Annotated in this window: 20 protein-coding genes, 1 tRNA gene and 1 pseudogene; 14 read left to right on the top strand and 8 right to left on the bottom strand. The window is 55.1% G+C overall.

All coding sequences use genetic code 11. The features are described 5' to 3' along the window. The first annotated feature begins 97 nt into the window (after window positions 1-97). From G7G_RS0107210 to G7G_RS24650, 3 genes are all read left to right on the top strand, one after another. Window positions 98-187: transfer RNA gene (locus G7G_RS0107210), tRNA-Ser, on the top strand. Window positions 188-771: 584 nt separating this feature from the next. Next, window positions 772-1,077: a hypothetical protein gene (locus tag G7G_RS24960; protein ID WP_010440081.1), complete on the top strand. Its 306-nt coding sequence runs from the start codon at window positions 772-774 to the stop codon at window positions 1,075-1,077. A gap of 3 nt (window positions 1,078-1,080) precedes the next feature. After that, on the top strand, window positions 1,081-1,257 hold the full coding sequence (locus G7G_RS24650) for a hypothetical protein (protein WP_010440080.1): 177 nt from the start codon (window positions 1,081-1,083) through the stop codon (window positions 1,255-1,257). A 316-nt stretch (window positions 1,258-1,573) separates the two neighbouring features. Here the strand turns inward: G7G_RS24650 and G7G_RS24645 are convergent, their stop codons facing one another. Then, the gene (locus G7G_RS24645; protein WP_010440079.1) at window positions 1,574-1,993 is read right to left on the bottom strand and encodes a hypothetical protein; all 420 of its coding nucleotides are present in this window, start codon (window positions 1,991-1,993) and stop codon (window positions 1,574-1,576) included. A gap of 15 nt (window positions 1,994-2,008) precedes the next feature. On the opposite strand from G7G_RS24645, the gene G7G_RS24640 reads away from it, so the two are divergent. After that, window positions 2,009-2,641, top strand: coding sequence for a glycine cleavage T C-terminal barrel domain-containing protein (locus G7G_RS24640; protein ID WP_010440071.1), 633 nt, complete (start codon window positions 2,009-2,011; stop codon window positions 2,639-2,641). Window positions 2,642-2,875: 234 nt separating this feature from the next. On the opposite strand, the gene G7G_RS0107185 is transcribed toward G7G_RS24640, so the two are convergent. The 5 genes from G7G_RS0107185 to G7G_RS0107165 are packed head-to-tail and all read right to left on the bottom strand — an operon-like array spanning window position 2,876 to window position 8,829. Then, on the bottom strand, window positions 2,876-4,387 hold the full coding sequence (locus G7G_RS0107185) for a class I adenylate-forming enzyme family protein (RefSeq protein WP_010440068.1): 1,512 nt from the start codon (window positions 4,385-4,387) through the stop codon (window positions 2,876-2,878). After that, window positions 4,384-5,805 (bottom strand): acylating sulfoacetaldehyde dehydrogenase, encoded by a 1,422-nt coding sequence (sauS, locus tag G7G_RS0107180; RefSeq protein WP_010440065.1) that lies wholly within the window; start codon window positions 5,803-5,805, stop codon window positions 4,384-4,386. The genes G7G_RS0107185 and sauS overlap by 4 nt, the downstream gene beginning before the upstream one ends. 59 nt (window positions 5,806-5,864) lie before the next feature. Beyond that, window positions 5,865-6,824 (bottom strand): Bug family tripartite tricarboxylate transporter substrate binding protein, encoded by a 960-nt coding sequence (locus G7G_RS0107175; RefSeq protein WP_010440064.1) that lies wholly within the window; start codon window positions 6,822-6,824, stop codon window positions 5,865-5,867. A 41-nt stretch (window positions 6,825-6,865) separates the two neighbouring features. Continuing rightward, window positions 6,866-7,321, bottom strand: coding sequence for a tripartite tricarboxylate transporter TctB family protein (locus G7G_RS0107170; protein WP_010440061.1), 456 nt, complete (start codon window positions 7,319-7,321; stop codon window positions 6,866-6,868). Then, the gene (locus tag G7G_RS0107165) at window positions 7,318-8,829 is read right to left on the bottom strand and encodes a tripartite tricarboxylate transporter permease (protein ID WP_010440058.1); all 1,512 of its coding nucleotides are present in this window, start codon (window positions 8,827-8,829) and stop codon (window positions 7,318-7,320) included. The genes G7G_RS0107170 and G7G_RS0107165 overlap by 4 nt, the downstream gene beginning before the upstream one ends. A 113-nt stretch (window positions 8,830-8,942) precedes the next feature. Here G7G_RS0107165 and G7G_RS0107160 point away from each other — a divergent pair, with 113 nt between their 5' ends. From G7G_RS0107160 to G7G_RS0107115, 10 genes and pseudogenes are all read left to right on the top strand, one after another. Then, window positions 8,943-9,974 carry a LacI family DNA-binding transcriptional regulator gene (locus G7G_RS0107160; RefSeq protein ID WP_010440054.1) on the top strand — a complete coding sequence of 344 codons (1,032 nt, stop codon included), beginning with the start codon at window positions 8,943-8,945 and terminating at the stop codon, window positions 9,972-9,974. A gap of 96 nt (window positions 9,975-10,070) precedes the next feature. Beyond that, window positions 10,071-10,826, top strand: a pseudogene (locus G7G_RS23900) (IS5 family transposase). Between the two features lie 231 nt (window positions 10,827-11,057). Next, window positions 11,058-11,576, top strand: coding sequence for a hypothetical protein (locus G7G_RS0107150; RefSeq protein ID WP_010440046.1), 519 nt, complete (start codon window positions 11,058-11,060; stop codon window positions 11,574-11,576). 211 nt (window positions 11,577-11,787) lie between these two features. Continuing rightward, window positions 11,788-12,816, top strand: a complete 1,029-nt coding sequence (locus G7G_RS0107145) for an alcohol dehydrogenase catalytic domain-containing protein (RefSeq protein WP_010440045.1) — start codon at window positions 11,788-11,790, stop codon at window positions 12,814-12,816. Between the two features lie 42 nt (window positions 12,817-12,858). Next, window positions 12,859-13,734 (top strand): branched-chain amino acid ABC transporter permease, encoded by an 876-nt coding sequence (locus G7G_RS0107140; protein WP_010440044.1) that lies wholly within the window; start codon window positions 12,859-12,861, stop codon window positions 13,732-13,734. Window positions 13,735-13,739: 5 nt separating this feature from the next. Beyond that, on the top strand, window positions 13,740-14,837 hold the full coding sequence (locus tag G7G_RS0107135; RefSeq protein WP_010440042.1) for a branched-chain amino acid ABC transporter permease: 1,098 nt from the start codon (window positions 13,740-13,742) through the stop codon (window positions 14,835-14,837). Next, the gene (locus tag G7G_RS0107130) at window positions 14,834-15,598 is read left to right on the top strand and encodes an ABC transporter ATP-binding protein (protein WP_010440040.1); all 765 of its coding nucleotides are present in this window, start codon (window positions 14,834-14,836) and stop codon (window positions 15,596-15,598) included. Before G7G_RS0107135 ends, G7G_RS0107130 begins: the two co-directional genes overlap by 4 nt. Then, the gene (locus G7G_RS0107125; protein ID WP_010440038.1) at window positions 15,595-16,368 is read left to right on the top strand and encodes an ABC transporter ATP-binding protein; all 774 of its coding nucleotides are present in this window, start codon (window positions 15,595-15,597) and stop codon (window positions 16,366-16,368) included. The genes G7G_RS0107130 and G7G_RS0107125 overlap by 4 nt, the downstream gene beginning before the upstream one ends. Before the next feature lie 5 nt (window positions 16,369-16,373). Beyond that, window positions 16,374-18,260, top strand: coding sequence for an AMP-dependent synthetase/ligase (locus G7G_RS0107120; RefSeq protein WP_010440035.1), 1,887 nt, complete (start codon window positions 16,374-16,376; stop codon window positions 18,258-18,260). Between the two features lie 30 nt (window positions 18,261-18,290). After that, window positions 18,291-19,451, top strand: coding sequence for an ABC transporter substrate-binding protein (locus G7G_RS0107115; protein WP_010440033.1), 1,161 nt, complete (start codon window positions 18,291-18,293; stop codon window positions 19,449-19,451). 59 nt (window positions 19,452-19,510) lie between these two features. Here the strand turns inward: G7G_RS0107115 and rpsI are convergent, their stop codons facing one another. Both rpsI and rplM read right to left on the bottom strand, forming a co-directional pair. Then, window positions 19,511-19,996, bottom strand: coding sequence for a 30S ribosomal protein S9 (gene rpsI / locus G7G_RS0107110; protein WP_010440030.1), 486 nt, complete (start codon window positions 19,994-19,996; stop codon window positions 19,511-19,513). A gap of 6 nt (window positions 19,997-20,002) precedes the next feature. Beyond that, a complete protein-coding gene (gene rplM / locus G7G_RS0107105; protein ID WP_010440027.1) occupies window positions 20,003-20,461 on the bottom strand; it encodes a 50S ribosomal protein L13 in 459 nt (152 codons plus the stop codon). Window positions 20,462-20,583 lie beyond the last annotated feature (122 nt).

Genomic DNA, 20,583 nt, shown 5'->3' with positions numbered 1-20,583 from the left:
CTCTGGCAATGGAAAATCCCAGGATCACTAAATTCCGGAATTTTCCACTTGCGCCCCTGCCCGTTCACCACTAAATCCCCCCTTCACAGACCCCCGCGGAGAGGTGCCGGAGTGGTCGAACGGGGCGGTCTCGAAAACCGTTGTGGGTGCAAGCCCACCCAGGGTTCGAATCCCTGTCTCTCCGCCACTTTACTAAGACTAGTACATGCCATTGAAAGCGGCGCGAAGCGTCACTCGCTATTGGTGTACTATCCGTTAGACAACAGCCGGGTCAGTATCCAGATATCTCAAAATAGTTTTAGAGTTTAAGCAAACATGTATGCTTAAGTTCGGGCGCCTCTTCCAAAAGCTCTCATGCGGTTCTAACCGGATGAGGTGGGAGGCTTCTGCTCCACCGGCATCGAGTGTGCCAAAGTGCAGTTATCATCGAATGCAAGGAAACAAGGAAAGGAGCCAGCCAATAACATTACAGACCGTAGGCCTGGATTTGGCCAAGGATGTTTTTATGTGCATGGCATTTCGGAGAGCGGCCGCATCATCTTCAACAAGGCCATCAAACGCGCGAAACTGCTTAGCTTCTTTGAGATGCTTCCACTGTGCAGGGTTGGCATGGAAGCCTGCGGCTCGTCCTATCACTGAGGCCGTCAGCTGCGCAAATTGGGGCACGAGGTGCGGCTTATGCCCGCCGGATACGTCAAACCCTACGTGAAACGCGGCAAGAGCGACGTTGTTGATGCCGAGGCGATCTGAGAAGCAGTCCGTCGACCAACCATGCGCTTTGTCGAGATCAAGACGGAAGAGCAGCAAGCCATTCTCTCAATCCACCGGACTCGAGATCTGGCCGTTCGGCAGTGCACGCAATTGGACAACAAGATCCGCAGCTTGTTGCGTGAGTTTGGACATATCCTGCTAATCGGAAATGAAGCGGTCACCGCATTTGCAAAGCGTCACTTGGCAGGAGATCACCCGGACATGTCAGAGATCGCCAACGGCATGCTCGGCATACAGTGCTATCAGTTCCTCGGCCTGAACGAACGCATCCACGGCTATTCTAAGATGATCGGACACATGCCCTGATAAATGCAGACGCGCGCTGTGATGGCGAAACGTTCGCCAGAGAAGGTCGATCTGTGGACAGCGAAGATCATCGCAGACAATCCGTTCCGACTGGCAACAACTGCCATGGCCAACAAGGCCGCGCGGGCCATCTGGACGATGCTCACGAAGAAACAGAAATACCGGCAGCCTGCGTTCTAACCGCGCCGATTGCCCACGAGATGCAAGACGTTGAGGTGATGATGCGGAACTAAGCCAACCAAGAGCAAGGACACTCCGGGAACGGCAGCGACACTAAGAGGTCGATAAGGTGACATCCAACAGCCAGCTGAGATGCTGTGGTGGTATTCTGCTTTCTAGACATTCGCCGCCAGTGCAGAACACCCCCCACAGTGAATTCAACCAGCGAATAATTTCCCGAACCGGAAACACCCGCAAGTACCGAGATATTATTGCTTAGATACTGATGTCTACGCCTTCAAAGGTGTTCTGGCGCACCGCACGGATGTACTTCATCTTAAATCGCCTCGTCCATTCCAGCTGCTTGAATCAGAATCCAGTCAACGCCGCGCAGAAAGTCGTCGATTGTGAGCGGATTGTTTTCTCCGCTGGAGGCAGAGAGCACAAAGCCATGCGCATAGTCGATCAGAAGGTGAACAAGGACATCTCCGCCATCGCTGTTCTTCAGTTGGTCTGTGCAGGCCTTCAATTCCGCCGCAACACGGACAAGGTCCTCGCTCATGAGTGTCACGTCATTGAGGATCGCACGCAGAAGATTGGCGTTCTTCAACGCATACCGGTAGTGGGCCGCCAGTATGCTACGCGCCCGTTTGACCGGAGGACCGTCCTCAATGCCACCCAGGACTCCCTCGAATGCAAGCTCAACCAGATCGCTCAAAAGCTGCTTCTTGCTACCTGCGTGATACGTGACTGCCATCGGGGTCCTGCCTCCTTGGAGATCCTGAACGCCCACACAGATATCGACTTGGCAGAGTTGGACTATTTCGAACACGCACTGGCGAAGCTTTTTGGCTATCCGTGCCGCATCTCACGCACAGGTTATTCCGGCGAACGCGGTTACGAGATTTTTGCAGATGGGGCAGTGATTACGGATATCTGGGACAAGCTCGCGCAACAGGGAGTCATGCCCTGTTCCTTTACCGCTTTGGACAAGGTGCGTATCGAAGCCGGGCTGCTGTTTTACGGCTATGACATGACCGAAGAACACACCCCATGGGAAATTGGCTTAGGCTTTACCGTAAGCACAACCAAGGCCGACTATCGCGGAAAGGCGGCCGTCTTGGCGGCAAAGGGGGCCGAAAAAATAAACAATGTTTGCCTGGAAATCGACCACACCAACATGGTTGATGGCGGTGAAACGCTTTTGTGGGATGGCAAAACCGTCGGCGTGATCAACAGCCCCTGCTACTCACACCAGCTGGAGAAATCCCTAGCCCTTGCGCATGTTGTTCCAGAACTGGTCGTTGGAAAGACGCTCTCCATCGCAGGCGAGGGCCTGAACACAAAAGCAAAGATCGCAAACTACCCCATCTACGATCCAACGAAGCTACGAACGCACGAATAAGGAGATCGTTGCGGGTTTCTGTAAAACTGTGGGCGGCCCAAAGCGGACTTCAACGTTCCAAATATGATGCCGCGGTGCAGTCGGCCAAAGCCGTATTTGGTGTGACGCGTAGCATTTCAGCACCTCGATTGATGTTAACCCAACTAAAAAAGGCCCTAAGCCATTCTGACGGTGCAGCTGCGCAGCATATGAAGTGCGAACCTTGGATTTTCAAACACCCAGCGTCAAAGATGTTCATATCTTCACGTCGTTAGCCTTCTCGGCAACGATCTCGAGTATTCTGTTTCGCTGAATCTTTCCCGACGGCCCTTTTGGAAGCTCCGGCAAGATATGAACTTCGTCGGGGGACTTAAAACGACCCAATTGAGCTTCACAAAGTTTCGAAAGGCCCAGCGACGTCACCTGGGACCCTTCACGAATTTTGACCGCTGCCTCGACGGTTTCGCCATAGCTTTTGCAGGGACGCGCAAATGCAGCGGCTTCAACAACATCGGGATGCGAATAAAGTGCTTCGTCAATCTCACGGGGCGCAATGTTTTCGCCGCCTTTTATTATCAGCTCCTTCAATCGGCCGGTGACAAAAACATAACCGTCCTTGTCCATGCGGGCGAGATCACCGGTTCGCAACCATCCGTCAGACGTAAACGTGCCCGTGGTAGCGTCTTGGTTGTTGAGGTACTCCAGCATTACATTTGGTCCGCGGATAACCAGTTCGCCTTCTGCTCCGTGTGGAACAGGTCGCAGGTCGGCATCAACTATTGCCGCTTCGTTCCCGTATGGGATGCCGGGAGAGCCGATCTTGCGAACGGCTGGAGGCAATGGGTTGGACAGAATTTGCGCTGCTGTTTCCGTGAGACCCATAGTTTCCACGATGGGGATTTCGAACCGGTCTTCAAAGGCCCGCTGCACGTCCGGTGCCAACGCTGACGACGCAGAACGACCGAAACGCACGCGTTGGCGAGTAGGCGTATCTGGTTTTGTATCCGAATGCAGCAAGTGAGAAATGATGGTTGGTACAACCGAAAACCAAGTCGCTTCAGCCTTACCCAAATTGTCCCAGAACCGGCTGGCCGAAAATCGTTCGCACATAGCCAAAGACCCGCCTGAGACAAGCGTTCCCATAACTGTAACGCACAGCCCGTTGATATGATAAATCGGTAAAACGCCAAACCCGCGATCGGCCTCGGATAACTCATGAGCGACCATAGTCGTCCAGCCGCCTGCCAGCAGGCTGGAATGTGTGTGAACCACGCCCTTTGGACGCCCCGTCGTTCCCGAGGTGTACATTAACAGCGCATGGCTATCGGCTGAGATACTGTGCAGGTTGCAGCCAGTATCGACAGCATCAGCAGCTTGTAACGAGATGATCCTGGAAGGATCGGCTGTCCGCTCAAACAATGCTGTTTGATCTGGATGCACGAAACCATAGCTCGCACCACTGTGCTCCAAGGCATAGGCTACAGCGCTATCGCCAGCGACAAGGTTAATCATTGTAGCCCGGAACCCACCGTAGAGAACGCCGAAAAGAACCTCCAATGCTTCACGGCAATTGGGATAGAGGATCGCAACACTCTCGCCTTTTGCCACACCCAATTCGGTTAACATGACCGCGATGCGGTGGGCCGTTTCGCGCAACTCACTCCAACTCAGCTCCGGTGCTCCATCCGGGAAAACAAAACCGGTTCCTCCCTGGCTTGCCCTGTAGTCTAACCAGTCACGAACAGTTCCCTTGGGCGGATCCATCATTGTCCGGCCTCCGACCAGTAGTCACCGAAGATCTCTTCCAGTTCGGGTTCACGCGGGGATGATTCCCGAACAATCTTGGTAGTCTGGACGAAATGCCGCCAATGCAGGTTGGTATCGATGGAGTTACCGCCCCAGCTACCGCAGCCCATCGAAAGGGAAAAAGGCATTCCATTGGTGAAACTGCCGCCGGTGGCAAAGGTATGCGGCTGATTTACGATGACCCGACAGGTTGGCAAATCTTGACCCAGCCCAATCGCACGCTTGTCGTCGCCAGTATGTATGCCAACCGAATGCCCGGCCCCCTGATGTGCCAAAATGCGAGACGCTATGGCTTTGGCCGCCTCAAAATCTGCCGCACGATAGAGAGCCAGGACCCGACTGAGCTTTTCGCCTGACAAAGGATGATCCGGGCCGATTCCGTCAGTCTCCACCGCCAGATATCTAGTTCCCTCAGGTACTTTGCCCGCCATCCCCAAGGCTTCGAGCATTTTTTCGGAGTCCTGGGCTATGACTGAACGGTTGAGATGGCCATCAGGCCAAAGTCGCGCCACGATATCACTTGCCTCAGAGGACGGCACCAAAGCGCCGCCCTCGGCAGCCATTGCGGTTACGAACGCGTCATAGACTGCGTCCACTACGACCAGCGCGTTCTCAGAAGAACAAGACGTCGCGTTGTCGAAACATTTTGATGCCGTGATTTTAGCTGCCGCTGTCTGCAAATCAGCGGTCTCGTCCACAATTACAATCACATTGCCAGCGCCAACCGCAACGGCTGGCGTGCCACAGGATTGCGCACGTTGGACATTGTTCTGGCTGCCAGTGCAAATCACGCGATCAACAGTTTCCATCAACCGTTGTGTCTTGGCCTTGGATCCGGGCGCGGGGATCATCTGAACCAAATTGCGGTCCAGCCCCAGCTTGTCGAATTCGGAATGGATGTAATCAACCAACATTTCGCAGGACGCCACGCCTTTGGGCGACGGAGCCACCACGATAGAATTACCGCCTTTGAGCGCATTGATGATGTTGTTCGCGGGCGTTGCGGCAGGGTTGGTCGAGGGTACAACCGCGCCGATCACGCCGATTGGGCGCGCAATTTCGGTAATACCTGTTTTCGGGTCGTCACTGATGATGCCGTGGGTTTTCACGTCGGCAATGTCGCGCAGCAGGCCGAGTGTCTTCCGGTGGTTCTTGGTGATTTTGTCCGGCACGTTGCCCAGACCGGTGGTTTCAACCGCAGTTTCCGCCAGTGTCCGATTGCGCGTTGGTTCCATGATGGCCCATCCCGCTGCCAGTGCCGCTTTGTCGTAAAGCAACTGACTTCCACCAGCTTCGAAATCCCTCTGCGCCTTGCGCGCCTGAGCAACGATACGATCTACTTCGGCTATTTCCGGCGAAATCCCGTCCTGAGCGTTCATTTTGGTCCTCGATATGTTGTTCGGGGCGGAACAGCTCCGCCCCGCTGCGTCCGTCCGGATTAGAGGCCGGCCAGCAACTCGTTCAGTGTCTGCTGACGCTGCGCCCACATCTCGATCACTTCGTCACGTGTCATGATGTGCATAGGTGAACCGCCGGCCTCCATCTTTTTGGCAACGCGGGAATTGGCGAACATCTCGGGCACTGTTGCCGAGAGTTTCTCGATAACCTCGGGTGGAGTGCCTTTGGGCACCATCACGCCTCGGAAATTGACCGACGAGTTGTCGACGTCCAACCCCTGTTCCATCATTGTCGGCACGTCGGGCAGGAATGCGTTACGCTCAAGATCGGCGACACCCAGTATTTTGACGTTGCCCGCTTCTTGCGCTCGGAACGCATCTGACAGGTTGTTGATACCTCCCATGACTTCACCTGCGATCACGGCTTTCATGGCTGCGGCCCCGCCGCCTTTGGTCGGGATGTAGGCCATCTTGGTTCCAGCGGCCTTGTCGATCTGCAAAGCTGCAATGTGGTGACCCACAAATAGGCCCGCGCCGGAAACGGTCAGTTTGCCGGGGTTTTCCTTGGCAAAGGTGACAACATCCTCCATCGAGTTGAACTCACTGTCGGCCCCAACGACGAATACAGCCGGATCAGCGCCCCAATTCGCGATGGGTTCAAAGCTGTCGGTCGAATATTCCACCCCACCTTTGATCGACTGAGCGATAAAATGTGGAACGTTATAGGCCGCGAGTGTGTAGCCATCCGGGTCAGCCTGCGTGGCAAACCAATTCCAACCCACACGACCACCTGCCCCGGGTTTGTTGATAATCGCAATGGGCATTCCCAGCGCGTCTTCATTACCGGATGTCATGGTGACAATGCGCGCCTGAAAGTCGGTCGCGCCTCCCGCGCCGTAGCTGACCATCATCATGATCGGCCGTTCGGGGTAATCCTCTGCCACTGCGGCTCCTGTTAGGCTCATGAAGGCCAATGCGGCCCCTGCTATCATTCGTTTCATTTGCGTTTCCTCCCTAATTTAGTTCTCCGCGCCCTGCGCGGTTAGAACAGAATTTCCTTTGGTGTGTAGACGTTCAGAAGCATGGCGAAGAGCCCGTACATCACCGCCAAAAAGACTGCCGTGATGACGCCGCGCTTAACCCAGGATTTGGTTTTGGAATGCGGGGCTGGATCATAAATCGACAGCAGAACGAAAAATGCGATGGCCGTCGCTGTGTAGAAGCCCAGCGACTTGGCCGCCCAGAACACGTAGATCAGTGTAATGATCAAACCCGGCAGCATGTTCAGGAACATCGTGCGTGTTACGCCATTTCCGACCTTGGACAAGCCCATTACCGCTTTGCCAAATGTCCATCCGGCCAGCACCACGAAAACTGATGCGATTAGACGCGGGAACAGGAATGCCTCAGCCGGTTGCTGGGTATAGCTGACCCAGGTCACCCATAGACCCACGGCAAAGACCAGACCCGACCCGAATACGTGTTGCGAGCGGTTCATGCCTGCGCCTCCTCTTTCGTGGTGTAGCGACGGTGGAGCAGTTCCATCCAGACCGAGTAAGCGATTGAGGCCAGCACCACTGTAATCAACAACAGGTTCAGTCCACCGGTCAGGAAATACGAGGCCTTGCCGACAGTTGCGTCAGCGATCATCCCGCCTTGAATGAAGTTGGCTTCGGCGATTGGCCCAAGGATTAACCCCAACACCAGTGGTGCGGCTGAAAAACCAAAGCGCTCCAGGAAGAACATGCCGATACCAAGACAGGCCATGACATAAACATCGCCCATCGAACCCTGCACCGAATAGGCCCCGAAGACCGACAGTGCCAGAACGATAGCTGCCATAACCGACTGCGGGACTTGGGCTACACGCGCTGCGAGACCGGCGACATAGAGGCCAAAGATGCACATCAGAACCTGTCCAATCAGCATCGAGTTGATGAATGTCCATGCCACATCTGGATGGTTGTCGAAGAGGTCGGAACCTGGGAAAATCCCATGGATCAGCAATCCGCCCAGCAGAACGGCAGCCGTTGGGCTACCTGGGATCGACAGGGTCAGCAGCGGCACCAGAGACGGACCCACCATCGCGTTATTGGCAGACTCTGCGGCGATTACGCCTTCGGAATGTCCTGTGCCGAACTTGTCTTTTTCAGACGAGAACTTTTTGGTCTGGTCATAAGCGACGAGCCCGGCGATCTGCCCTCCGACGCCGGGGATCAGGCCGATGATCGAACCGGTCAGCGTTCCGATGCTCAACGCGCGTGTGCGGCTAAAGAGTTCGCGGAAGGCTTCGAGGATAGAATGCCGTTGCACCTCAATGACTTCGGCACCGGTGTGGTGGCGACCCTTTGCGAACATTGTCAGCACCTGCGGTATCGCAAACAGGCCAATCAGCGCGGCGATGATATTGATCCCGCCGCCCAAAGCAGGGTGAAAGATGAAGCGCTGCGCGCCCATGATGTCATCAAACCCGATTGTGGCCAGCCACAACCCGATACAGCCGGACAACAGACCCTTGACCACCGAGGCGGAATCCAGCGTCCCGATCACAGTCACCCCCAGAATGGCAAGCCAGAACAGGTGCGACGGGCCAAAGGCAAGCGCCCATTGCGCCAGAACCGGGGTCAGGAAGATCAGCAGCAGCACACCAAAGATGCCCCCGACGGCCGAGGCCAGAAAGGACAGCTGCAAGGCGCGTGCCCCTTGACCCTGTTTCGCCATTGTGTGGCCATCCAGAGTGGTCGCAATATTGGCAGGTGCGCCGGGAATCTTCAGCAGGATCGCACTGACCGCCCCTCCGGCAACGGTCGACGTATAGGCAGCTCCCAGCAGGATCAGCCCCTGCGCCGCCTCAAGCTGGAAGGTGAACGGGATCAGCAGGGCAACCGCCATTGTCGGAGACAGACCCGGCGTCGCACCCAGAATCAAGCCGCCAATCGTGCCGCCCAAAAGCAGCATAAACGACAGCGGCGTGAATACGTCTCCGAAGTAATAAATGAAGTCCATTCAGGGCCTCCCAACCCATCGGTTCATGTTTTTACTTTTGTTGACAAATCAGGGTAGGCGATGAAAATAGTATTGCAAATGTTTTCATAAATTCGACCAAACGGGAGAATATTATGTCTAATTTACAAAATGGTAAGGTAGATATTGTAGCGGTCGCAAAGGCCGCAAAAGTGTCACCGTCAACAGTGTCCCGCACGTTCAATCACCCGAATTTGGTCAGCCCTGCGACTCGGAAAAAGATCAATCGGGCGGTGCAAAGGTTGGGGTATATCCGAAACCGTGCCGCGCAGACGATGCATGGCAAACGTTCCGGCACCATCGGCCTGGTGGTCCCTACGATCAACCACGCCATTTTTTCCGAAGTCATTCAGGCCTTCTCGGACTCAATCGACAAAGGCGGCTTCAGCCTTTTGCTGGCGTCGCATGGATATGACCTCGATCGGGAATACGCGATGGTCCGCAAGTTTCTTGAACATCGTGTCGACGGAGTAGCGCTGGTTGGATTGGAACATTCCGACGCTACCGCCCGACTGATCGAACAGCAGAAAATACCCGCGCTCGCTATTTGGAATTTTTCACAAGATTCCATCCTTCCGTGTGTCGGGGCCGACAATCGGCTGGCCGGGCGTCTTGCGACTGAACATCTACTGGCCTTGGGGCACCGTGACATTGGGCTGATCTTTCCTCAAATCAATGGTAATGACCGTGCACAACATCGGATATCTGCCGTGCATGCTGCGCTTAACGAAATGGGTATTTCCGTTCCGAGTGAGCATGAGTCCGAAGCCCCGTATAGTGTGTCGCAAGCCAAGCAAGCAGCCCTGACCCTCTTGACAAAGCACTCTCGTCCTACGGCGCTGCTTTGCGGAAATGACGTCATTGCACAGGGCGCTTTGTTTGCGGCCCAGAGCCTGGGGGTGAAGGTTCCAGACGATCTCTCGATCATCGGCATCGGAGACTTCAAAGGATCAGCGGATGTTGAGCCGGGCCTCACAACCATTCGTATCCCGGCAGAAAATATCGGCAAACTCGCTGGCGAGAGGTTCACCGACTACATTACGTCAGAACATCCAGAACCTTTTAAAATCTGTTGCGAACTCGAGTGTGTCGTTAGAGGAACGACAAGCCCGGTGTCAGTATATTAACCTACTTGGACAGATTATTTCGCCAACTGAAATTGTTAGGCTCAGGAGCCATTGAAATCCGTTTGGCTGCGTGATTCACGGGTCGAAAAACGAGCGGTGAACAAATCTGATCTATTCTGGTTGAGCGACGCGCAGATGGAGCGGCTTGCACCTTTCTTTCCGAAGTCCCATGGCAAGCCCCGGGTTGACGATAAGCGTGTGCTGAGCGGGATTATATTCATCAATCGCAATAGGTTAAGATGGAGTGACGCACCCAAAGAATACGGGCCGTACAAGACATTGTACAATCGTTGGAAGCGATGGAGCGATAAGGGTATCTTTGCTGAAATGTTGATTGGTTTGGCCGCAGATCACGGTGAAAAGAATACAGTCATGATCGATGCAACCTACCTCAAAGCCCATCGCGCGGCGTCGAGCCTTGCGGTGAAAAAGGGGGACGTAGCCGTCTGGTCGGGTGGACAAAGGGCGGGATGAACACCTAGCTTCACGCGATCTGTGACAGCACTGGATGACCGTCGAACTTCTTCATAACCGCCGGTCAGGTCAGTTCATTACATCGGCGCTCGAACTCTCGTTTCCAGAATACCAAAGGTCGATTGGCTGCTGGGTGATCGAGGCTATGACGCTGATTGGTTTAGGGAAGCATTGAAAGACAAAGGGATACGCGCCTGTACCCCCGGTCGAAAGCAACGCGAGACGGCAGTTCGATACGACAAGCGACGATACAAACGACGTAACCGGATCGAGATCTTGTTCGGCAGGCTGAAGGACTGGCGTCGAGTTGCAACAGGATGCGACAGATGCCCGAAGGTCTTCCTGTCCGCAATCGCGCTCGCCGCACTCGTTATCTAATGGCCGTGAGTCCTGAGCCTAGTTGGCCGCTTGAGTTTCCACCACAAACTTCCGAAACATGTTTTTATCTGATCAATCGACTAAATACGGCATGATGTTGCCACCGCATACCATGCCTATCAGCACAGTGTAGCTCAAACCCGGAATGTGCTGCAGATTCACGGGTTTTCCCCTTGGCGCTAGGGTAAATTCATCCCATGTCGGCGACACATTATTTGAAGGAGACCCCCTATGTCGCGTCTATTGTTAATTGTTGCCATCGCCGTCATTGGCGGAGGGGCATACTATTTCGCCACAAAACCTGAACCAACACCGGCCGAACAGCTTCAATCGGCTGCCGAGGACGCATCCGACGCTGTTGGCGAGGCAGCCACAGCCATTCAAGAGGCTGCGAGCGATGCGGTTGAAGCGGCGACCGAGCAAGCGTCTGAGGCCGCATCTTCGGTTGCAGATCAGGCAAGTGAAGCGGCGTCATCTGTCGCAGAACAAGCCAGCGATGCAGCTTCCGACGCCGGAGAGCAAGTTGCTGCGCTCACGGCGCAGGGGCAAGAGCTGTTTAATTCCTGGGTTCAAGAGGGAATGCTGACTGCACAGAATTTTGACTATGACGCCATGGTCACATCGATCCAGGACAGCACTCTAACTGAGGATATTAAATCCAAAGCTCTTACGATTCTCGACGATATTAAAGCATCGCCCGAGCTGATCGTCGCCAAGATACAAGACCTGCGCAACTTGCTGACGCAGTAGCGCGGCACTTTGAACCAGCCCGGTTGGGGCTGGTTCAGCTAAGCTTGGGCACTTTGATTTCCCTAGTGTTGCGATCGTGCAAAGTAATACAACAAACCCACGAATGCTTGGTTCTGCAACACTGGGAAATACAATTTTAGATGTTTGTCAAAGTGTTACGTTGAAGTAGTTTCCACATTGTGTTGAACTTCCTTTCCAAAAGGATTGCAAAATGACCGCTCTGCCCGACTCCATGATTGCCATTGTTCAAACACATGACGGCTATTCGGGTACTGCCACCGGACCCACTTTGGAAAAGGCATCGGATTGGTTGGCCGAAGCTGATCTGCCCTTGCCCGTTCCCGGGCCGGGTCAGGTGTTGATCAGATTGCGAACTGCCTCGGTTAACCCATCTGATATCCATTTTATCAAAGGCGAATACGGTCAGCCTCGGGTCAAAGGTGCTGCTGCGGGTTTCGAAGGATGTGGAGACGTTGTAGCCACAGGAGCCGGCGCCGAGGCCCTGCAGGATCAGCGGGTGGCGTTTGTTGCAGCAGGCTCAGGTGCATGGGCCGAATATGTCGTTACACAAGCTCAGATGTGCATCCCTTTGCGGCCCGATATCTCAGACGAAGACGGTGCTGCGCAGATTGTTAACCCTCTGACAGCTATGGCGATGGTGGATATCGCGAAGAATGCAGGTGAGGCCTTTGTAGTTTCCGCAGCAACCAGCCAACTCGGAAAATTGATGTGCAGCCTTGGGCGGGACCTTGGGTTGAAACCAATCGCGTTGGTGCGACGAGCTGAGACGATTGACCCGCTAAAGGCCCTCGGCGCTGCAGAGGTGGTGGTGACTGGTGGCGCTGATGCAGCCACGCAGTTCGCGACTATCAGCAAAACCCTAAAACCTCGTGTGTTCCTTGATGCCGTTGCGGACCAACTGTCCGAGCAAGTGTTTTGTGCCATGCCCAATGGCGCGCGCTGGGTGTGTTACGGCAAGCTCAGCTCTGAATTGCCAAAGCTGACCCAGATGGGACAGTTGATCTTTATGAGCAAACGGATCGAAGGGTTTTGGCTGACCCGCTGGATGATGGACACTCCCCCGGCTGATCAAATGCGCGTTGTTGGCGAAGTACAGGCGCGATTTGCGGACGGACGCTGGCACACAGATGTTTCCGCAAGGCTTTCGTTGCGTGAAGTGCTGCCAAATCTGGCAGACGCTCTAAAAAAGAGTGACGGCAAGGTAATTATCACGCCATAGTAGAACAAAGCGCCGGACATAACCGGCTGAGGGAGGGTGAGATTGGATAACGCACAGCTGCTGATCAGCGGGCTGGCGAATGGCTGCGTTTACGGCCTGATCGCTCTGGGCTTTGTTCTGATTTACAAAGCGACCGAGGCGGTGAATTTCGCGCAGGGCGATTTCATGATGCTGGGTGCGTTTGTCACTATCGGCCTTACGAATACTGAATATATGGGTCTGCCCTTCTGGCTAGCGCTGCCAATCTCATTGATGATTATGGGGGCGTTGGGATATTTGATTGATCGGCTGATCATCCGTCGCCTGTTTGGTGAAAGTCAGACCGCGGTCGTGATCCTGACCATCGCTTTGGGCTTTGTGATCCGGTTTGCCGCCGGTCTGATCTGGGGGCACGAGCCACAAACGCTGCAGAATCCTCTGGCCGGGAAGGAAATCCGGTTTGGTGGACTGGTTCTAGGCATGGAAGATGTAGCCGTTATCGTCGTCACTATCCTACTCACCTGGGGCCTTTATGTGTTTTTCAGCAAGACCAAGTTGGGGCTTGCCATGCAGGGTGCGTCTCAGAACCAGTTGGCAGCCTATTATATGGGTATCCCGGTCAAGCGCGTTCAGGGGTTTATCTGGGCCTTGGCAGGTGTCGTTGCCGGAATCGCCGGAATATTGTTCGCCGCCAAAGGCTCGGTTGATCCCACGACCGGATTGCTGGGAATCAAAGCCTTTGCGGCCGCAGTTATCGGAGGGTTCGGCAGCCTTCCGGGTGCATTGGCCGGAGGGCTGATTGTCGGAGTGATCGAACCCTTTGCCAGCCGCTATGTCGCCGCCGGATACAGCCAGATCGCACCATATGCGCTCTTGCTGGCGGTACTGATCTTTCGACCGCACGGGCTGTTCAGCCAGGTGCGGGTCAAGAAGGTCTGAGCACCATGCGGATCGTGTTCAAAACCGACTATATGCAAGACATCCGCCCCTGGAAGGATGGCTATCAACTCAGCCTCTATCTTATCCTTTTGGCGATCGTTACCGCTGCGCCCTGGTGGCTGGATGATTTCTATCTGGGTGAGCTGACCAATGTGCTGATCTGGGCAATAGCCGGGCTCGGCCTGATGATCCTGACAGGTCATACTGGACAAGCCAGCCTCGGCCACGCCGCCTTTCTGGCCGTCGGATGCTATGCAAATGTTGTGCTCATAGAAGCGGGCGTACCTTTTCTACTGGCTTTCCCTGTGGCGGGCCTGTTGACCGGTATCGTTGGTGCAACGGTTGCCATCCCTGCCCTGCGCCTGCACGGCATCTATCTTGCGATTTTTACTTTGGCCCTGTCTGTGCTCATGGACGACATCATCGTTCTGGCCGAACCCATCACCGGAGGTGTCGCGGGTAAATATCTGGGTGGTGTCGAGATCTTTGGACATCTGGTCGATCGTTGGGCTACCCCGGCCCCGTTCTTCTGGCTGGTGCTGGCCGTCGCCGTTGTCGTGACACTGGGCTATATCAACCTATTGCGCGCGCCCTTGGGCCGCAGCTTCATCGCCGTACGAGATTCTGAGGTCTCAGCGCAGGCGATGGGCGTGGATATCGCGCGCACCAAGACGATCTCATTTGCCCTCTCCTGTGCAGTCACTGGGTTGGCAGGCGCACTGATGGGAATGTTTGCGGGAGCGTTCAACAACGAGACTTTCAGCGTCGTTATTTCGATCCAATTGCTGATGATGATCGTGATCGGCGGATTGGGTTCTATCCATGGCGCGTTTCTGGGTGCAATCGTGATCGGTTTCCTGCCGCAGTTCCTGTCGATCTCGAAGGAATATGCAGCGGCCATATTTGGCGGAAACACCGTTGCCATTCCGGGTTTGGAGTTTGGCATCTTCGGCATGATCCTGATCGCCTTCATCCTGTTCGAACCAATGGGCCTCTATGGCCGATGGTTGAAAATCCGCACTTGGTTCGAGCTGTTCCCCTTCTACCGCAAGGACATGTTCAAACGGCAAAAATCGTATCTCAAGACGGAGCGTCTGAGATGAGCTTGCTGGAGTTTGAAAGCGTCACCCTGAAATTCGGCGGTCTGACCGCAGTCGATAATCTGTCATTTGGTGTTCAGGAGGGCGAGGTTTTTGCCATCGTTGGTCCGAACGGGGCTGGCAAATCTACAGTCTTCAATCTGATCTCACGATTTTACGATCCTTATGCGGGGGCGATCCGGTTCGATGGGCACGACTTGCTGCGCGTGAAACCTTCGGCCGTAGCGGCCTATGGTGTGGCACGTACATTCCAGAACATTGAACTGTTCGAACACGCGACCGTTCTACAGAACCTTCTGGTCGGGCGCCACCGGCACCGCAAAACCAATCTGTTCTCGGAAATTCTGTTTACGCCCGCTGCGCGCAAGCAAGAGATTGAAAACCGTGAAATGGTAGAAGAGATCATCGACTTCCTCGACCTTCAGGCTTTCCGCGACAAGATGATCTCGGGCCTACCCTACGGTGTACGCAAGGTGGTCGAGGTCGCACGCGCGCTGGCCACCGATCCAAAACTCCTGCTACTGGACGAACCCGCCTCGGGCCTGTCGGTTGAAGAGACCTCCGATATGCGCTGGTGGATCGATGATATCCGACGGCAGATGGGGATCACCGTGCTGATGGTGGAACATGACATGGGACTGGTCTCGGGCGTTTCCGACCGGGTGCTGGCGATGGCTGACGGAGCGAAACTTGCGCTAGGAACCCCTGCTGAGGTTCAATCGCATCCAGCCGTGGTCGAGGCTTATCTGGGGAAAGCCTCATGAATGAGCCAATTCTCAGAATCCGCAATATCGAAAGCTTCTATGGCCCGATCATGGCCATTCGCGGTGTATCGCTGGACGTGCATCCAGGGCAGATCGTCTCGATCCTTGGCGCGAATGGTGCAGGCAAGACGACACTAATGAAAACCGTCTCGGGCGTGATGGACCCCGAAAAAGGCAGGATCACATTTGACGGCCAGCAAATACAAGGCTCCGAACCTCACAAGGTTGTTCAAAAAGGCATCGTACATGTGCCTGAAGGACGTGAGGTTTTTCCGCTTCTGACCGTCGATGAGAACCTGAGCCTTGGCGCGTATACCCTGTCAGACAAAGGTCAGATCGATCACGATCGCGATCTGGTCTTTTCCTACTTTCCCGTTCTGAAAGAACGCCGGGGTCAAGAGGCCGGCACCTTGTCTGGCGGGCAACAGCAGATGCTGGCAATCGGGCGCGGTTTGATGGCCAACCCCCGTATCATGCTGCTGGACGAGCCCTCGCTGGGCCTGTCACCGTTGTTGGTGCAAGAGATTTTTGGCATCCTCAAGCGCCTCAATGACGAGCAGAAAATGACGATGATGCTGGTTGAACAGAACGCCAATGCCGCCTTGGAACTTGCCCATCATGGCTATGTTATGGAGATCGGGCGGATCGTCATGGATGGTGCCGCCGATGTATTGCTGCAATCCGAAGACATCCAGAACTTCTATTTGGGCGTTCAGGAAGAAGGCGCGCGGGAGAACCGCCGTTGGAAACGCAAGAAGACGTGGAGGTGAGCCGGATGGACGCGAACCCCCTGCCCCCTCAGATCACGATCAACGGCGTGCAGTTCAACGCGACGCCCGGGCAGCGCCCGCTGTGGGTCGATGGTTGCGTGACGATTTGCGAGCTGTTCCAAAAACGTTGTGCCGAGTCGGGATCACGCACAGCGCATCGTGAAAAGGATTTCGGCATCTGGAAATCCTATTCATGGGCCGACTACTGGCAGCACGCCAGATGGATCGGGCTGGCCCTGCGCAAGTTGGGCCTGCAACGTGGCGAAGTTGTGTCAATCCTGTCCGAAGACCGTAAGGAATGGGCATGGTTCGATATGGGCATCCAATGCGTCGGAGGGATCGCCTCTGGCGTCTACACCACGGATTCAGCTGCTCAGCTGAAATATCTGATCAACGACAGTGGCAGCCGGTTTCTGATCGTTGAAGACGAAGAGCAGTTGGACAAGTTCCTCGAGGTAGAAGAGCAACTTCCAGATTTGCTCAAGGTCATTATCCTTGAAGACGAAGGCCTGCACGATCTCGACCATCCGCGTTGCATGATGATTGGGGACTTGTACTCTCTGGGGCGGCAGGCTGAGGCCGAAGAACCTGGCGCATTCGAGGCTGAGATCGCTGCGGCCTCGCCACAAGACACTGCCTTGCTCATCTATACATCGGGCACCACCGGCAATCCTAAGGGCGCCATGCTAAGCCATGAAAACATCATGGCGGCGATCGAAGCTGGCGCCCATTCCCTGCCGTCTCAGTCGACCGACGAACAACTGTGTTTTCTGCCGCTCTGTCATATCCTCGAGCGCGATGTGTCGATCTATTACCCACTGGCGATGAAAAGCACAGTGAATTTCGCCGAAAGCCCCGAAACGGTATTCGCCAACCTGCAAGAAGTCTCTCCCGCCACCTTTACCGCCGTTCCACGAGTGTGGGAGAAAATCTACTCGCAGGTCATGTTCATGGCAAAAGAAGCCACGCCGACCGGGCGTTTCGCCTTTGTGCAGGCGCTCAAGGCGGGCACGGCGCGGGCTGATTACATCCTTACGGGCAAGCCCGTGCCCTCGCCGGTCGCAATGCGGTTCTGGTTCTGGGATCGGCTAGTACTGCGCAACCTGCGCCGGATGCTGGGCCTAGACCGGCTTCGTCGGGGTGGTTCTGGTGCAGCGCCGATCTCTCCTGATCTGCTTAGATGGTATTGGGCCATCGGCGTACCAATTGTCGAAGGGTTCGGGATGACCGAGACTGCCGGCATAGCGGCGTTGAACACGCTTGGGGTCAACAAGATCGGCACCATTGGAATGCCAGTGCCCGGCAACGACATGCGTATTTCGGATGAAGGGGAAATTCAGGTTAAAGGTCTGAACATTTTTCAGGGCTACTGGCGCAACAATGCCAAAACGGCTGAAAGCTTCACTTGCGACGGCTGGCTGCGCACCGGGGATATGGGGCATATCGACGAGGATGGCTTTGTCACCATCACAGGTCGCCTCAAGGACATCATCATCACTGCGGGCGGCAAGAACATCACGCCCGCCGAGATCGAGAGTGGATTGAAGTTCAGCCAGTACATCTCGGACGCGGTAATCATCGGGGACAGGCGTAAGTATTTAACTGCGCTAATCATGATCGATCAGGAGAATGTCGAGAAATTCGCGCAAGAGCGTAAGATCCCCTTCTCGAATTTTGCATCCCTCTGTGCGGCATCGGAAGTCACCGAACTAATTGGTGCAGAGATCAAAGCCGTAAACAAAGAGTTTGCACGGGTCGAACAGATCAAGGATTTTCGTTTGATCGATGTGTTGCTGACCGCAGAGGATGATGAGCTGACTGCGACGATGAAACTCAAGCGTGGTCTTGTGGAAAAGAAACACGCACATCTCATTGAAGATATGTACAATTAGTTAAGGGACGACCCAACAGGGAGGAGAAATATGAAACAACTGATTAAAGGGTTTGCTGCAGCCACGGCATTAACTGCATGCGCCACAATAGGCTGGGCGCAAACCCAAGGTGTGAGCGATGATGAGATCGTCATCGGCTCTGTTAACGACCTCAGTGGCATCTTCGCTGCCGTGGGAGTACCGGCCACGAAGGGCGCGAATGTGGTCTTTGATCGGGTCAACGCTGAGGGCGGCGTTCACGGGCGTCAGATTCGCTTTGTGGTCGAGGATAATGGCTACCAGATGCCACGCGCGATGCAGGGTTATAACAAGCTTCTGAACCGCGATAAGGTGTTTGCCATGCTGCAATCGCTGGGTACGCCGATGAACGTCGCCGGGTTCAAGCTGCTGGACCCGAAAGGTATTCCCAACGTCGCTCCTCTGACCGCCGCGCGGCAGATGCTGCAAGAGCCGATGAAGAACAAGTTCACGTCGTTCTCGACCTATTACGACCAGGCGCGGATTGGAGTGAAATATCTAAACGGTGAATTCGGATCGCAAACCGTCTGCACAATGTATCTACCCACCGATTTCGGCGAGGAAATCCTGGAAGGCAGCAAAGCTGGGGCTGAAGAAGCTGGCATCACTTTCGGCGCAGAGACCACCCATAAGCCGGACGAGACGGACTTCGTGGGGTCCTTGAGCAAGCTCAAGGAAGAAGGTTGCGATATCGTCACCATGGCCCTCGGCGTACGTCAGGCAATCACCGTTGTTGGAACGGCCAAGAAAATGGGTCTGACCGACATGAAGTTCCTCGGCACCTCGGCCAGCTTCTTGACCGTGGTGGCACAGGTACCCGGAGGCGTCACGGATGGTTTCTATGCAGCCGCGTCCTGGTTGGACCTCTGGGCGCGCGCGGAAGAACCTGCCCCGGCAGCGTTTATCGCAGAATACAAAGAGGCAACAGGCGAGGATCCGGTCGGTTTCTCAATGCTTGGCTATTCAGCAGCCGAGATGATGGTCAAAGCGCTTGAGGCCGCAGGGCCTGATCTGACCCACGAAAGTTTCATCGCCGCAATGGAATCGCTGGATTACATGGATGAGCTGGTCGGCAACCAGATCACCTATGGGCCGGATGACCATCAGGGTGCTGATACTGTCTTTGTCAGCGTCGTCGAAAATGGTGCGTGGAAACTGGTTTACGAAGAATAAACCCACCAAAAAAAAGGGCTCGCAGTTGCGAGCCCTTTCCAATTCGGTATCCGTAGCGATTAACGCTTCGAGAACTGGAACGAACGACGCGCTTTGCGCTTACCGTATTTCTTACGTTCCACAACGCGGCTGTCGCGGGTCAGGAAGCCAGCAGCTTTCAGAGCGCCACGCAGGTTCGGATCGTACAGTTGCAGCGCTTTCGAGATGCCGTGCTTGACCGCACCGGCCTGCCCCGTCAGGCCACCGCCTTTGACGGTTGCAACAACATCGAACTCACCTTCAACACCAGCAACCTGGAACGGCTGGCGCAGGATCAGCTGCAGAACGGGACGCGCAAAATACTTGTCCTGATCCTTGCCGTTCACGGTGACCTTGCCGGAACCCGGCTTGATCCAAACGCGGGCAACGGCGTCTTTACGCTTGCCGGTGGCATAGGAGCGGCCCAGTTCGTCACGTACGGGTTCACGCACGATGACTTCTTCGGCCACGGTTTCAACGCCTGCGACGGCGCTCAGCTCTTCGAGAGTATTGATCTGATCAGCCATCGGTCATTAGCTCCGGGTGTTTTTCTTGTTCATGGATGCAACATCCAGAACTTCGGGCGCTTGCGCCTCATGAGGATGCTCGGCACCGGCGTAAACGCGCAGATTGGTCATCTGCTGGCGTGCCAGACGGTTGCCCGGCAGCATGCGCTTGACCGCTTGGGTCACGACGCGCTCGGGGTGTGCACCTTCGAGGATCTGCTGCTTGGTGCGCGACTTGATGCCGCCCGGGTGGCCAGTGTGCCAGTAGAAGTTCTCTTCGCGCTTCTTGCCGGTCATCTGGATTTTGTCAGCGTTGATCACGATGACGTTGTCGCCCATGTCCATGTTCGGGGTGAACGACGCTTTGTGCTTGCCACGCAGGCGCATGGCGACGATCGAGGCAAGACGGCCCAGAACAACGCCTTCTGCGTCGATCAGGATCCATTTCTTGTCGATGTCTGCAGGTGTTGCAGAAAAGGTTTTCATGGCAGGATAGTCCTGTTTGATGTGAAAGACCGCCCCGTGGCGGAGCGGCCCGAATTCGATGGATGGGGTTTAGACCTACTCGTGATGCAGGTCAATACACGCAAGGTAGAATAAATTATGCG

It is taken from the genome of Ruegeria conchae, from assembly GCF_000192475.1.
In the GTDB taxonomy this organism is placed as follows: Bacteria; Pseudomonadota; Alphaproteobacteria; order Rhodobacterales; family Rhodobacteraceae; genus Ruegeria; species Ruegeria conchae.
The sequence above is the reverse complement of the archived record's forward strand: the minus strand, read 5'-3'. Positions and strand labels throughout refer to the sequence as shown.